This window comes from Cobetia sp. 4B, assembly GCF_018831605.1.
GTDB lineage: Bacteria > Pseudomonadota > Gammaproteobacteria > Pseudomonadales > Halomonadaceae > Cobetia > Cobetia amphilecti.
Genome location: NZ_CP059843.1, coordinates 1283120 through 1297678, shown reverse-complemented (window position 1 = coordinate 1297678; position 14559 = coordinate 1283120). Strand labels below are relative to the sequence as shown.

Sequence of the window (14559 nt, the reverse complement as noted above, 5' to 3'; positions counted from 1 at the left end):
GGCGGGGCTTTTTCATGCTCGACACTCTCGAGATACATCACATCATCGAGACACATCACAGCCTCGAGACACATCACTGCCGCTTTCGAAGCCTAGCCTTCCAGCAACAACAGCAGTGACAGCGCGAACAGCACCCACATGGTCGGGCGAATCTCGCGCGCCTTGCCGACGCCGAGCTTGATGACCACGAAACTCAGGAAGCCGAACACGATACCGTGGGTGATGGAATAGGTCAGCGGAATCATCACCATGGCGATGAAGGCCGGAATCGCATCATCGAACTGGTGCCAGTGGATCTTGCCTATCGGCTCCATCATGAACACGCCGACCAGAATCAGCGCCGGGGCAGTCGCGATGGACGGTACCAGCGACAGCAACGGTGCCAGGAACAGGAACGGCAGGAAGCAGAGCGCCACCACCACCGCGACCAGCCCGGTGCGTCCGCCCTGACTGATACCGGCCGCCGATTCGATGTAGGCATTCGCCGGGCTGGTACCCAGTGGCGCGGACACCAGCGCCGAGAAGGCATCGACCATCATCGAGCGACGGATATTGCGCGGGTCACCATTCTCGTCCTTCAGATTGCCCGCCTCGGCCACCGCCATGAAGGTCGAGAGCGCATCGAAGAACACCGTGAACAGGATGACGAAGATGAACGGCGCATAGGCCACCTTGAGCGAGCCGAGCAAATCCAGCGCCAGCAGGCCGCTGAAATCAGGCGCAGCGAAGATACCGGTGAAGTTGACCAGCGTCGGCTGAGCGATCTCCGGCGGGAAGTAGGCACTGCCATCCCCCCACAGACGCCCGATGGTGGTCGCCATCAGGGTCGTGATGATGATGCCGATGATCAGAGCGCCGTGGATGCGCTTCGCGACCAGGATGGCGGTCAGCGCCAGCCCCAGCAGGAAGACCACCAGCGAGGGCGTCATCGGCGCGACACTGACCACGGTGACAGGGTTGGAGACGATCAGCTTGGCATTCACCAGACCGATCAAGGTGATGAACAGGCCGATACCACAGGCGATGGCGTAGCGAAGCTGGGCGGGAATCGCATCGATCACCAGGCGGCGCACGTTGAACATGGCCAGTACCGCGAAGATGACGCCGGCCCAGAACACGCAGCCCAGCGCGACCTCCCAGCTCATGCCACCGCCCAGTACCATGGTGTAGGCGAACAGGGCATTGATGCCCATGCCCGGCGCGACCAGGATCGGGTTGCGCGCGTACAGGCCCATCATCAGGCTGCCGAAGAAGCTGACCAGCACGGTCGCCGTGAGGGCGGCACTGAATGGCACGCCGGCGGCTGACAGGATGCCGGGATTGACCACGATGATGTACATCGACGCCATGAAGGTGGCGATGCCCGCCAGCACTTCCGTGCGCGTCGTGGTGCCTTCGGCACGCAGTGAGAATAGGCGCTCGAGCAAGATGATGACTCCCGTTCAGGATGAAGCGATTGAGTAGCAGCTCAGCGTCGACGGGTCGCCGACACGCTGCACCGAAATGACACACGTTGAGCGCCCGTACCGCACTCGAAGAGTGCAGCAGCGCCACTGGCTATAGACAGTGTATTGCCTGGGGCCGCGAAGAGGGTGCTCCCGAGGGCCAGAATGTGGCATTCGCCCCAGGCCCGCTGCACTGAAACAAGCGCTTCTTTCGACAAGACCTACTGGATCTACTGGCTGCTAGGGCTACTGGCTGGCCTCGCCAGTTGATCAGAAGCCTGCCCAGAAGGTCAGGTCATGGCGCGCACTGTGCCCTGCTGGCACACGCGTCGTCCACGTCTGTACCGTTATGCGTGCGCACTGGGCATTCACACGTTCGCCCCGGAATGTGACGCGCGGCATTATACTGAAAACATGTCGTTTCAGGGGACAAGATGGCAAGGAATCTGGCGCGGTGACACTTCGCCTCGCCGCAGTCACTTGATTGCATGTCTTGATCGTAGTGACTTGACCACAGTGACTTGACCACAGTGCCAGCCGACGTGCCATGATGCCGGAAGGATCACTCTCTTCGTAGAAGCAAGGATTACGCCATGTCTCACGATTCTTCACACCCTTCCCCCTCGGAAGCCGACCTGCTGCCCTTGATCGTCGAACCGCAGCAGCTCGCGGAGATGCTCGACCATCCTGATATCGTGATCGTCGACGTGCCACTCAAAGCCGAGAGCCATGCGCGTCATGTGCCCGGCGCTCGCCTGCTCGACTTCAAGCAGCTGGTCGGCAGCAATGATGACGACATTCCCGGCGTGCCGAGCCCCGAGGCACTGTCTGACGTGATGTCAGCCCTTGGCATCACCCGCGACAGCCATGTGGTGGCCTATGACGATGAAGGCGGCGGCTGGGCCGGACGCCTGCTGTGGACCCTGGCGCTGCTCGGCCATACCCGCTATAGCTACCTCAATGGTGGCCTGCACGCATGGCAAGGCGATGGCCTCCCGTTGAGCGACACCGCCAGCGACTGGAGCCCCAGCGAGTATCACGCCGCTTACATGGACACCAGCGTGATGGCGACGCGGGAAGACATTCTCGATCGGCTGGCGGCCGAGGACCCGCAGGAAAGCGTCGTGGTCTGGGATGCGCGCTCCGCGGAGGAATATCGCGGCGAGAAGGGCCAGAACGCTCGCCTCGGCCATATTCCGGGCGCCGTGCATTTCGAGTGGGCCGAGGCCATGGACCGTGAGCGCAACCTGCGTATCCGCGACTATGCGGAGCTGTTGACCGAACTGGGCGCTCGCGGCCTCAACCCCGAACAGCACATCGTGACGCACTGCCAGAGCCATCACCGCTCCGGCCTGACCTGGCTGGTGGGTCAGGCGCTGGGCTTCAGCGATGTGCGCGCCTATCCGGGCTCCTGGAAGGAATGGGGCAACCGTGACGACACGCCCATCGAACGCTGAAGGCGCTTGATCGCAGACTGGAATGCCTCTTTCGAGCGCCAGCACGCCAATGCAGGCCATGCCGGGATGACACGCATGGCCTGCCTGGCAACTGTCGCCAGGCCCGCTGCTGCGGCAATTCGCAGGCTTGAGCCGTTATTGACGATGGGCTAAGGTGCAGCCCAACTGCTGGCCGCCGCTGTTGCCGGCCAACGCCCGCCCTCTCGAGGAGCGGGCTTTTCATTCCTGAAAGTGCCTGCAAGGATCGCCATCGTGGATCGCGCCAAGCTGTTTTCCCTGAGCCAGTACCCACTGCCCCAGCACCTGATCTCACGCCTCATCGGCCGTGTCGCCGCCTGCACCAATCCGTGGGTCAAGAACACCTTCATCGAGCGCTTCATCAAGGCCTACGGCGTCAACATGAACGAGGCGCTCGAGGAGAATCCGCGGGCCTACGCCTGCTTCAATGACTTCTTCACCCGCGCCCTGAAGGCGGACGCCCGCCCCATCGGCGAAGGCCTGGTGTCACCGGCCGATGGCGTACTGTCCCAGTTCGGCAACATCGACCACGGCACCCTGGTACAGGCCAAGGGTCAGGCGTTCTCGCTGACCCAGCTGCTGGGTGGCAGTGAAGAGCGTGCCGCGCCCTTCCGCAACGGTCGCTTCGCCACCGTCTATCTGTCACCGAAGGACTACCATCGCGTCCATATGCCGGTGGCCGGTCGTCTGGTTGAGATGGCCTATGTTCCGGGGCGTCTGTTCTCGGTCAACGAAGCCACCGCCAAGCACGTGCCGGGCCTCTTCGCCCGCAACGAGCGACTGGTGTGCATCTTCGAGACCGAACACGGCCCGATGGCCATGGTGCTGGTGGGCGCGATGATCGTCGCGGCGATCAAGACCGTCTGGAGCGGTCAGGTCACGCCGCTTTCCGGTGATGTCGAGACGACCCGTTTCGATCAGCTCATCGAGCTGGCACATGGCGCCGAGATGGGCCGCTTCCAGCTCGGCTCCACCGTGGTGATGTGCTTCCCGGACAGCGTCGAGTTCGATGACGCCCTGACACCGGGCCAGAAGGTCAGCATGGGTCAGTCACTCGGCATGCGCCCGTCTGCGACAGCGCCGGCCCCGACCGAGTCAGAAGAGCATGCGGCAGAGACGGTGCAGGACACGCCGGCCACAGACGAGAAATAAGGTCAGGCATGGCGCAGCGCGAGCACGACACTCGCGCATAAAGCCCGCACATGAAATCCGGGCATAAAAAAAGGGAAGCCTCTGGCTTCCCTTTTTAACGACAGGAGCCTGACCGCGCCCCTCGCCTTCTTGCCTTGCCCCGCGATGAACGCTGCCATCGGGGTGATCACTACCTTCAGTGCCCAAACAGATCAGAGTCCTCCATGACGGGCGTCACGCTCTCACGACGCGACTGCCGGATGATGCCTCGAAGGCTCCGAGGGTTCGAGACATCATCTGTCGCCTTCTTTCACCATGCCCGATAAAAGAAGACCCGCTGCGACCATTGCCCTGGTCCTGCCATCACCTTGCCTGCGGGCTTCGCCGGCAAGCGCCAACCCTCCATGCTGACCTCTCCAGTCTAGTCGACGCACGCTCGGCAAGCGTGTTGGCAATAAACGCTGGGATTCACGCAAATCACATCAAAATCTGCCTCTCATGCCGGCTCTCAAGCACGTGATGCCGGAAAAGCGATGACCGCCGAGATATCGCGCTCTCCCAGCGCCAGCATGATCAGGCGATCCAGCCCCAGCGCCACCCCGCTCCCCGCGGGCATTCCCGCCTGCAATGCCGCCACCAGACGCTGGTCCGCCGCCACTTCGGGCAGACCCTGGGCGACTCGCGCGGCATTGTCTTCGGCAAAGCGCGCCGCCTGCTCGCTGGCATCGGTCAGCTCGTCATAGCCGTTGGCCAGTTCGATGCCCGCCACGTAGGCCTCGAAGCGCGACGCCACCCAATCGCCCTCACTGTCCTGATGCTTGCGCGCCAAGGCAGCCTGCGCGGCCGGATACTCGGTGACCAGCTCCACGGTGGCTCGTCCCTGTGCTTCTGCTCCCTGTGACCCTGAGCCAAGGGTCGGCTCGATCACCAGGCTCATCAGCGCATCCAGGCATGTCTCATGCGACCAGTCGTCAGCCGCGACCTCACATTCTCGCGCACAGGCGGCTCGCAGCTCCTCGAGCGAGGCCGTGAAGGGGTCCAGCGCCAGCAGACGGCGAAACAGTGCACGGTAAGGCGTGATGGCAGGCCTGGCCTGGGCGTCTTGAGACTCACTGAGCAGCGACGGCTGTCCGGTCAACTGTGCCCCGAGCGCCATCACGCGCCGGATCAGCTCGCAGGTCTCCGCCATCAGCGCCTCAAGGCTCATGCCGGGGCAATACCACTCCAGCATGCAGAACTCGGGATTGTGGCGGCGGCTGACCTCGCCATCACGGAAGGCACGCGCGATCTGGAAGATCGGCCCGCTGCCGGCTGCCAGCAGGCGCTTCATGTGAAATTCCGGCGATGTCTGCAGCCACATCGGCACGCGCTCACGCTCGCCCGGCAACTGCGCGGTCAGTGACAATGACGCGAGACCGACATCCGTCGACCCGGCCTGCCCCAGCACCGGCGTTTCCACCTCCAGCACCTCACGCTCGGCGAAGAAGGTGCGCACCTCACTGATCAGACGCGCGCGCTGAACGAGCCGCTCGCGCGTGACAGTGGGCGCCCAGTCCTCTGCCAGGGCAGCGCCTGGCGCGGCAGCGGCTGAGAGAGGTGAAGCAGCGGCGGAAGAATCGGCATCAGACATGGACAGGCTCGAGGAAGGGATCAGCGGGAGGCATTGGCCAACCGCGAGGGCTGATCGACACGATCACCCTGCACGACTGACCAGCAGAAATGAGGAGCACGAATGAGCAGCACAAACGATGATGCCCCGCACGAGGCGAGGCATCAGGGTGTTCACGACGTGAGCGAAAGGGCTCAGGCGCGAGACACGTACTCGGCGCTGCGGGTGTCAACCTTGAGGACTTCGCCCTGGTTGATGAACAGCGGCACACGCACCACGGCACCGGAAGACAGGGTCGCCGGCTTGGAGCCACCGTTGGCGGTATCGCCCTTGAGGCCCGGGTCCGTCTCGACGACTTCCAGTTCGATGAAGTTCGGCGGCGTCACGGCAATCGCGTTGTCGTTCCACAGCGTGATGGTGTAGACGACCTGCTCCTTCAGCCATTTGACGTTGTCGCCCAGTGCCTTGCCATCGACAGCATACTGCTCGAAGGAGCCATCGGTACGCATGAAGTGCCACATCTCACCGTCGGTGTAGAGGTATTCCATGTCGACTTCCATGACATCGGCGGCTTCGATGCTCTCGCCGGACTTGAAAGTACGCTCCCATACACGACCGGTCTTCAGGTTGCGCAGCTTGACGCGGTTGAAGGCCTGGCCCTTGCCCGGCTTGACCAGTTCGTTATCGACGATGGCACAGGGATCATTGTCCAGCATCACTTTCAGACCGGACTTGAATTCGTTGGTAGAATAGTTGGCCATCTTGCTCGCTCTCGACTCGTTAACGGGTCTTGCCCGCCATGAATTCCAGATTGCAGTCAATTGGCTGCAATCATGACTAGAAGTGATGCGCATGATAACCCGAACCCCTGCATCCTTGCATACCATCCCGCACACCAGCCACGAAAGTCGTGCCTCAGAGGCCTTCTCATCTGCCGCTGAAGCCCCGTCTGCCCCGAATGACTGGCGTGCACAGCTACGCGACGTGATCCGCTCTCCACAGGCTCTGCTGGAGCGCCTGGGACTGGAGCGCGAATGGCTGCCGGGCGCCCGTGACGGCCATGAACTGTTCGCGATCCGCGTGCCCGAGGCCTATGCCAGCCGCATCCGCGCCAATGACCCCGACGACCCGCTATTGCGCCAGGTGCTGCCGCTGGACGCCGAGACCGATGTGCTCGACGGCTACGTCACCGATCCGCTGGAAGAGGCCGAGCATACGCCGCTGCCGGGGCTGATCCACAAGTACACCAATCGGGTGCTGCTGATGGCCAGCGGCGGCTGCGCGATCAACTGCCGCTACTGCTTCCGCCGTCACTTCCCCTATGACGACCATCAGCCCAGCCGCGCGCAGTGGCAGGATATCCTCGACTACCTGCGCGCCGACGAGCGCATCCACGAGGTGATCCTGTCCGGCGGCGACCCGCTGGTCTCGCCCGACAAGCGCCTGGCGTGGCTGGTGGAGTCGCTGGGCGAGATCCCGCATCTCAAGCGCCTGCGCATCCACACGCGCCTGCCGGTGGTGATTCCGGACCGCGTCAATGACGAGCTGCTCGGCTGGCTGGGTGCCACGCGCCTGCAGAAGGTGCTGGTCATTCACACCAACCATGCCAACGAGCTGGACGACGCCGTCGCTGCCGCGATGACTCGCCTCAAGAGCGCCGGCGTCACCCTGCTCAACCAGGGCGTCATCCTGCGCGGCGTCAATGACAGCGTGGAAGTGCAGACGGCCCTCGCCGAGCGCCTCTTCGAGTGCGGCGTACTGCCCTACTACCTGCATGCCTTCGACCCCGTACAGGGCGCCGCACACTTCGCGGTCAGTGATGAAGAGGCCTGCAACCTGATGGAAGCGCTGCTTGAGCACCTGCCCGGCTTCCTGATGCCGCGCCTGGTACGTGAAGTGCCCGGACGACGCTCCAAGACACCTCTATCCAAGCCCCCTGTGTCCAAGCCCACAGTGTCCAAGCCCACGGTGTCCAAGACACATCCGGGAGTCGACGCCGCCACTGGCCCTTCGGCGTCTTCCCCTGCGGGCGACGAGCGCGAGCCATCTTCGCTCAACCTGACGGGTATCATCGCCAGCGCGTGAATGGCGCACTGGCAGCGTGAGGCAACAACAGGCGGCGTGCTGCACAAAATTTGCTACTATCGCTGGCCAATTTCATCACCGGCACACGCCCCGAGAGGCGTGGCCTCGCTCAAGGAGCCCATCACATGCCTCATCTCGTCATTGATTATGCCGACAGTCTGGCCCCCAGCCTCGACATGGACGCGATCATGGATGACCTGCATGCCGCTGCCATGCAAAGTGGCCTGTTCAAGGAAACCGACATCAAGGTGCGCGCGGAAAGCTGGCGCCACTGGCGTCTGGCCGGCAATCAGGCACCGCTGGCGCACAAGCACGGCTTCGTCAATCTGCACTGCCACCAGCTGGAAGGCCGCAGCGATGACGACAAGTCGCGCCTGGCGGATATCCTGATGGAGGCCCTCAAGCCTCACTGCGAGGCGGCCCGCGAAGTCAGCGTGGAGATCGTCGAGATCACCCGCGCGACCTATCGCAAGCACAAGGCCTGAGCGCACAGGTGACTCAGCGCCCCTGAGCCCGCAGACGAAAACGCCCCGTGGCCGAAAGCCACGGGGCGTTTTTCCTTCTCGCGATCAGCGATTCAGCCAACGGGCTAACTCAGGTGCCCGTCATGGCCATCGGGACGTGAAGCAGGTCATTGAGACGATGGGCGTGTTCGGCGGCCTCACGGCCCACCGATGTCAGATAGCCGCCATCCGGCAGCGTGGTCAATCCCTTGGCATGCAGACGCTCGGCGGCGGCCACCATGTCGGGACTGGCATCGTGGCGAATCTTCAAACCCTTGAGGGCGGCATCATGCGGAAACAGGCACAGCAGGTGCAGTTCATCGTCATAGGGTGACGGCATGGGCAAACTCCTGACGGCGTGGCGAGTGGCGTTTCAGTATGGCGTCAACTGACGAGCGACGAGTCGTCGGCGCTTCCCCTCCAGTCTAGCCCTCACACCCGAAAGCGCATTGCTGCTTTGGGACTATTCTGCGGCCAGATGACCAGACGACAACGCCCCCATCGCGGCGGCGATGGGGGCGTTGCCACTCACACACTGACTTGTCACTCAGCGCAGGGGTTCAGCGGCTGAATCACGGATCAGTGCTCGAGATCCTGCTGGCGATAGCCCATCAGGTAGAGCACGGCATCCAGGCCCAGGGTCGAGATCGACTGGCGCGCCTGCTCACGCACCAGCGGCTTGGCGCGGAAGGCGATGCCCAGCCCCGCCTCGGCCAGCATCTTGAGGTCATTGGCACCGTCACCGACGGCGATGGTCTGCTCCATGCGCAGGCCATGACGCTCGGCGATCTCGCGCAGCAGCAGCGCCTTGCGCTCGGCATCGACGATCGGCTCGCGCACTTCACCGGTGACCTTGCCATTGACGATCACCAGCTCATTGGCGTGGATCTCATCGAAACCCAGCAGCTGCTGAAGATGACGCGCGAAGTAGGTGAAGCCGCCGGACAGGATCGCGGTGCGATAGCCCAGCGCCTTGAGGTTGGCCATCAGGCGCTCGACCCCATCCATCAGCGGCAGATTGGCGGCGATATCGGCCAGCACCGACTCATCCAGGCCTTCCAGCTTGCTCATGCGTTCGCGGAAGCTTTCCTTGAAGTCCAGCTCGCCCCGCATGGCACGCTCGGTGACTTCCGAGACTTCCTCGCCGACACCGTGACGACGCGCCAGCTCGTCGATCACCTCGGTCTGGATCAGCGTCGAATCCATGTCGAAGCAGATCAGGCGACGATGGCGACGCCAGATATCGTCTTCCTGGATCGCGATGTCGACACCGTGCAGCGCGCCCAGCGCCAGCGCCTTCTCGCGCAGGGCGTTGATGTCGGTGCCACTCTCCGGCAGGCGCAGCCAGCACTCGACACAGGCGCCTTCGGCCGGTGACTCGCCATCCAGCGGCTCACGCCCCGACAGACGATGCATCAGCTCGACGGTGATGCCGAATTCGGCCGTCAGGCCGCCGACCTCGGCCAGAATGCCGGCCGGCAGACACGGCGCCAGCAGCGTCAGAATCCAGCGTGGGCGCTCCGCCTGATGGCTCCAGCGCGCATATTCTTCAGCACCGACCTGCACGGCCTGCACATCCAGCCCCAGCTGTTCACCGGCGGCGGCCAGCGCGGCCTCCAGATCGGACTCCGCGCCGAGAGCCACCAGCGCTTCCAGCGACACCAGCCCGAAGGTCACGCTCTGATTGATGTCCAGCAGTCGTGCGCCGCTGCGCGCCAGCGCCTGACCAAGCCCTGCCAGCTGTCCTGGACGAGCCGTACCGGTGGCACGGATCAAGATACGTTGTGTCATTGGAAAATCATTCCTGAGCAATGAATCATCAAGGTGTCGCCCACGGGGCATGTCGGCGTCAACGCCGACGCACCTCAGCTAACAAGCCAGGCCATCCGGCCCGGATTCAACTATCGACGGCCAGACGGTCGACCTTCTGGAAGCCCTTGGGCAGCTTGCTGCCGCGGCGGCCACGCTCGCCACGATAATAATCGAGATCCGCCCCCTTGAGCAGGGTCTTGCGCTTGCCGGCATGCACCACCAGGGTCGCGCCGGCGGGCAAGACCACCAGCGAGCGTACGAACTCCTCGCGGTTGGCGGCGCGTTCGCCCGGAATCGACAGCATCTTGTTGCCCTTGCCCTTGGACATCTCGGGCAGTTCGGAGAGCGGGAAGACCAGTAAGCGCCCTTCATTGGACACCACCGCCACTTCCAAGGCCGCGGGCGTGCCATCGGCAGCCTCCGGCACTGTCGGCACCTCGACCGGCGGCAGCACCGCACAGCCGCGCGGCAAGGTCAGCGCCGCCTTGCCGGACTTGTTCTTGCCGGTCAGCTGTTCGAGCGTGGTCACGAAGCCATAGCCACCATCGGAGGCCAGCAGATAGCGCGCGGAAGGCGCATCGAGCAGCAGCCCGACCATCGCCGCCCCCGCCGCCGGATTCATGCGCCCGGTAATCGGCTCGCCCTGCCCGCGCGCACTGGGCAGATTGTGCGCGGCCAGGGTGTAGGCACGCCCGGTGTCATCCAGCAGCACCAGCGGCTGATTGGTCTTGCCGCGCGCCGCCAGATGGAAGCGGTCGCCGGCCTTGTAGGACAGGCCCTCGGGGTCGATATCATGCCCCTTGGCGGCGCGGATCCAGCCCTTCTCGGACAGCGCGACGGTGATCGGGTCGGCGCCCATCAGCTCGACTTCCGACAGCGCCTTGGCTTCGCCGCGCTCGACCAGCGGCGAGCGGCGTGGATCGCCGAAGTCGGTGGCGGCCTGCTCAAGCTCACTGTCGATCAGGTCTGTCAGCGCCTCGTCATTGCCCAGCAGATGCTTGAGGTGCTTGCGCTCGCGCTTGAGCTCGTCCTGCTCGCCACGCAGCTTCATCTCTTCAAGACGTGCCAGGTGACGCAGACGCAGCTCGAGGATCGCCTCGGCCTGACGCTCGGAGAGCTGGAAGGTCTCGATCAGGCTGGCCTTGGGGTCTTCCTCCTCGCGGATGATGCGAATCACCTCGTCGAGATTCAGATAAGCCGTCAGCAGACCCTCAAGGATATGCAGACGGTCCTCGACCTTGGCCAGACGATGCTCGAGGCGACGACGCACGGTGGCGCGACGATAGCGCAGCCACTCGGCGAGCATCTCGTGCAGCGCCATCACCCGCGGGCGCCCATTGAGGTCGATGACGTTCATGTTGACGCGTGCGTTCTTCTCGAGGTCCGTGGTGGCGAACAGGTGCGCCATCAGGCCTTCGATATCGACACGATTGGAGCGCGGCTGAATCAGTAGGCGCGTCGGGTTCTCGTGGTCGGACTCATCACGCAGGTCCGCGACCATCGGCAGCTTCTTGGCCTGCATCTGGGCGGCGATCTGCTCGATCACCTTGGCGCCGGAGACCTGATACGGCAGCGCAGTGATCACGATATCGCCCTCCTCCAGCACATAACGGGCGCGCATCTTCACGCTGCCACGACCGGTGCGGTAGAGCTTGGCGAGGTCGGTGCGCGGCGTGATGATCTCCGCCTCGGTGGGGAAGTCCGGTGCCGGCAGGTACTCCATCAACTGATCGCTGTCGGAGTCCGGATGACGCAGCAGATGGCGGGTGGCGGCCACGACTTCATGCACGTTGTGCGGCGGGATGTCGGTCGCCATGCCCACCGCGATACCGGTAGTGCCGTTGAGCAGCACATTGGGCAGACGCGCCGGCAGCACCTTGGGCTCGTTCATGGTGCCATCGAAGTTGGGCACCCAGTCGACGGTACCCTGGGAGAGCTCGGACAGCAGCACCTCGGAGTACTTCGACAGCCGCGATTCGGTGTAACGCATGGCCGCGAAGGACTTGGGGTCATCCTGACTACCCCAGTTGCCCTGACCATCCACCAGCGGATAGCGATAGCTGAACGGCTGCGCCATCAGCACCATCGCCTCGTAACAGGCGCTGTCGCCGTGGGGGTGGAACTTGCCCAGCACGTCGCCGACGGTACGCGCCGACTTCTTGTACTTGGCGTTGGCCGTCAGGGACAGTTCGCGCATGGCGTAGACGATGCGGCGCTGCACCGGCTTCATGCCATCGCCGACATGCGGCAGGGCGCGGTCGAGAATCACGTACATCGAGTAGTCGAGGTACGCCTTTTCGGTGTAGTCGCGCAGGGCCAGACGTTCGACGTCACCCTCCGCGACCTGGATATCCATGCTCATGGGCGCTTGACCTTGATTACGAGCGTAAAACCGGGGAGCGCCTGACTGTGGCGCTCCCGAAAGAATGCTGTCGCGCAGCTTGTCTGGCTTTCGAAGCTCAGCTGCGCTCGAAGCTCACGATGATCAGACCTCGATGTCGGCCATGTTGCCGTAGTCCTCGAGCCAGCTCTTGCGATCACTGGCGCGCTTCTTGGCCAGCAGCATGTCGAGCATCTCGTGGGTGCCGTCATCCGCACTGCGCGTCAGCTGCACCAGACGGCGGGTGTCCGGCGCCATGGTCGTTTCCCGCAGCTGCAGCGGATTCATCTCACCCAGACCCTTGAAGCGCTGCACATTGGGCGTGCCACGCTTGCTCTCGAGCTGCTTGAGGATGTGCGCCTTCTCGCTCTCGTCCAGGGCGTAATGCACTTCCTTGCCCAGATCGATGCGGTACAGCGGCGGCATGGCGACGAAGACGCGCCCGGCATCCACCAGCGCCGGGAAGTGACGCACGAACAGCGCGCACAGCAGCGTGGCGATGTGCAGACCATCGGAGTCGGCATCCGCCAGGATGCAGACCTTGTGATAGCGCAGCTTGGTGAGGTCATCCGAGCCCGGGTCCAGGCCGATGGCGACCGCGATGTCGTGGACTTCCTGGGAGGAGTAGATGTCATGCGACTCGACTTCCCAGGTATTGAGGATCTTGCCGCGCAGCGGCAGGATCGCCTGGGTCTCGCGGTTGCGGCCCTGCTTGGCGCTGCCGCCGGCGGAGTCACCCTCGACCAGAAACAGCTCACTGTCGGCAGGGTCGGAGCTTGAGCAGTCCGAGAGCTTGCCCGGCAGCGCAGGCCCGGAGGTGACCTTCTTGCGCGCGACCTTCTTGGCGCTCTTCAGGCGGCGCTGGGCCGCCGAGATCACCAGTTCCGCCAGCGCTTCGGCCTGATCGACATGGTGGTTGAGCCACAGCGAGAAGGCGTCCTTGACCACGCCGGAGACGAAGGCGGCGACGCTGCGCGAGGACAGGCGCTCCTTGGTCTGGCCGGCGAACTGCGGATCGAGCATCTTCACCGACAGCACGAAGGCGGCGCGCTCCCACAGGTCATCCGCGCTCAGCTTGACGCCACGCGGCAGCAGGCTGCGGTAGTCGCAGAATTCCTTGAGTGCCTCGAGCAGACCGGAGCGCAGGCCATTGACGTGGGTGCCACCCAGCGGCGTGGGGATCAGGTTGACGTAGGGTTCCTGCACCAGCTCGCCGCCTTCGGGCAGCCACTGGATCGCCCAGTCGACCCCGTGCTCCTCGTCCTCGAAATGGCCGACGAAGGGCGATTCCGGCAGGCGTTCGAAGCCATCGGTGGCACCGAGCAGGTAATCGCGCAGGCCATCCTCGTAGTACCAGGTCGTCTCGCTGCCATCGGTCTCGATGAGCATGACCTTGAGGCCCGGACACAGCACGGCCTTGGCACGCAGCAGGTGGCGCAGACGCGGCATCGCCAGGCGCGGGCTGTCGAAGTAGCTCTCGTCCGGCCAGAAGCGCACCAGGGTGCCGGTATTGCGCTTGCCGACGGTGCCGATCTGGGTCAGCTCCTCGGCCTTCTCGCCATTCTCGAAGGCGATGCGCTGACGCAGGCCATCGCGGCACACTTCCACTTCCAGACGCGTCGACAGCGCATTGACCACCGAGACGCCCACGCCGTGCAGGCCGCCGGAGAAGCGATAGCTGTCCTGGGAGAACTTGCCCCCCGCGTGCAGCTTGGTGAGGATCAGCTCGATGCCGGTCACGCCATGCTCGGGGTGGATGTCGGTGGGCATGCCACGACCGTCATCGCCGACCTCGATACCGCCATTCTCGAGCAGGCGCACGCGGATTTCCTTCGCGTGCCCCGCCAGCGCCTCATCGACGGAGTTGTCGATGACTTCCTGCGCCAGATGGTTGGGCCGAGAAGTGTCGGTATACATGCCGGGCCGCTTGCGGACCGGTTCGAGGCCGGAGAGGACCTCAATGGAACTGGCGCTGTACTGACTCATCGCAGCCTTGTGTCCTTGGTGTTGACGTCCGCCATCCGACTCGCCATTTCACGTGCGCGAGACGGACAACGGATTCCTGAAAAATGAGAGACCGGCGCCTGGCGTTCAGCATCGAACGCCCTGCCAAGTCGTG

At 63.9% G+C, this 14559-nt stretch carries 11 protein-coding genes; 4 read left to right on the top strand and 7 right to left on the bottom strand.

What is annotated here, in order from left to right:
* Positions 1-92: 92 nt before the first annotated feature.
* Positions 93-1427 (bottom strand): NCS2 family permease, encoded by a 1335-nt coding sequence (locus H2O77_RS05545; RefSeq protein ID WP_215824122.1) that lies wholly within the window; start codon positions 1425-1427, stop codon positions 93-95.
* Between the two features lie 611 nt (positions 1428-2038).
* Between H2O77_RS05545 and H2O77_RS05540 the strand changes: the two genes are divergently transcribed.
* Both H2O77_RS05540 and asd read left to right on the top strand, forming a co-directional pair.
* Entirely contained in the window at positions 2039-2902 is an 864-nt protein-coding gene (locus H2O77_RS05540) for a rhodanese-like domain-containing protein (RefSeq protein ID WP_215824121.1), read from the top strand.
* A gap of 252 nt (positions 2903-3154) precedes the next feature.
* Entirely contained in the window at positions 3155-4072 is a 918-nt protein-coding gene (gene asd, locus H2O77_RS05535; RefSeq protein ID WP_215824120.1) for an archaetidylserine decarboxylase, read from the top strand.
* Between the two features lie 487 nt (positions 4073-4559).
* On the opposite strand, the gene epmA is transcribed toward asd, so the two are convergent.
* Both epmA and efp read right to left on the bottom strand, forming a co-directional pair.
* Positions 4560-5615 carry an EF-P lysine aminoacylase EpmA gene (gene epmA, locus H2O77_RS05530; RefSeq protein ID WP_215824498.1) on the bottom strand — a complete coding sequence of 352 codons (1056 nt, stop codon included), beginning with the start codon at positions 5613-5615 and terminating at the stop codon, positions 4560-4562.
* A gap of 239 nt (positions 5616-5854) precedes the next feature.
* Entirely contained in the window at positions 5855-6421 is a 567-nt protein-coding gene (gene efp / locus H2O77_RS05525; protein ID WP_175089738.1) for an elongation factor P, read from the bottom strand.
* Between the two features lie 91 nt (positions 6422-6512).
* Between efp and epmB the strand changes: the two genes are divergently transcribed.
* Both epmB and H2O77_RS05515 read left to right on the top strand, forming a co-directional pair.
* Positions 6513-7745 carry an EF-P beta-lysylation protein EpmB gene (gene epmB / locus H2O77_RS05520; RefSeq protein WP_215824119.1) on the top strand — a complete coding sequence of 411 codons (1233 nt, stop codon included), beginning with the start codon at positions 6513-6515 and terminating at the stop codon, positions 7743-7745.
* Between the two features lie 125 nt (positions 7746-7870).
* Positions 7871-8230 carry a 5-carboxymethyl-2-hydroxymuconate Delta-isomerase gene (locus H2O77_RS05515; RefSeq protein ID WP_043335180.1) on the top strand — a complete coding sequence of 120 codons (360 nt, stop codon included), beginning with the start codon at positions 7871-7873 and terminating at the stop codon, positions 8228-8230.
* A gap of 109 nt (positions 8231-8339) precedes the next feature.
* Here the strand turns inward: H2O77_RS05515 and H2O77_RS05510 are convergent, their stop codons facing one another.
* From H2O77_RS05510 to parE, 4 genes are all read right to left on the bottom strand, one after another.
* A complete protein-coding gene (locus H2O77_RS05510; RefSeq protein ID WP_043335179.1) occupies positions 8340-8588 on the bottom strand; it encodes a TIGR02647 family protein in 249 nt (82 codons plus the stop codon).
* 239 nt (positions 8589-8827) lie between these two features.
* Positions 8828-10039 (bottom strand): phosphoserine phosphatase SerB, encoded by a 1212-nt coding sequence (serB, locus tag H2O77_RS05505; protein WP_131431580.1) that lies wholly within the window; start codon positions 10037-10039, stop codon positions 8828-8830.
* A gap of 106 nt (positions 10040-10145) precedes the next feature.
* Entirely contained in the window at positions 10146-12422 is a 2277-nt protein-coding gene (gene parC / locus H2O77_RS05500; RefSeq protein WP_215824118.1) for a DNA topoisomerase IV subunit A, read from the bottom strand.
* A gap of 123 nt (positions 12423-12545) precedes the next feature.
* Entirely contained in the window at positions 12546-14426 is a 1881-nt protein-coding gene (gene parE, locus H2O77_RS05495) for a DNA topoisomerase IV subunit B (RefSeq protein WP_215824117.1), read from the bottom strand.
* Positions 14427-14559: the final 133 nt, after the last annotated feature.

Bases quoted from the DNA above. Each gene is read 5' to 3' on its own strand.
- H2O77_RS05540 (WP_215824121.1), top strand. From the start codon at position 2,039: ATGTCTCACGATTCTTCACACCCTTCCCCCTCGGAAGCCGACCTGCTG.
- efp (WP_175089738.1), bottom strand. From the start codon at position 6,421: ATGGCCAACTATTCTACCAACGAATTCAAGTCCGGTCTGAAAGTGATG.
- epmB (WP_215824119.1), top strand. From the start codon at position 6,513: ATGATAACCCGAACCCCTGCATCCTTGCATACCATCCCGCACACCAGC.
- H2O77_RS05515 (WP_043335180.1), top strand. From the start codon at position 7,871: ATGCCTCATCTCGTCATTGATTATGCCGACAGTCTGGCCCCCAGCCTC.
- H2O77_RS05510 (WP_043335179.1), bottom strand. From the start codon at position 8,588: ATGCCGTCACCCTATGACGATGAACTGCACCTGCTGTGCCTGTTTCCG.
- serB (WP_131431580.1), bottom strand. From the start codon at position 10,039: ATGACACAACGTATCTTGATCCGTGCCACCGGTACGGCTCGTCCAGGA.
- parC (WP_215824118.1), bottom strand. From the start codon at position 12,422: ATGAGCATGGATATCCAGGTCGCGGAGGGTGACGTCGAACGTCTGGCC.
- parE (WP_215824117.1), bottom strand. From the start codon at position 14,426: ATGAGTCAGTACAGCGCCAGTTCCATTGAGGTCCTCTCCGGCCTCGAA.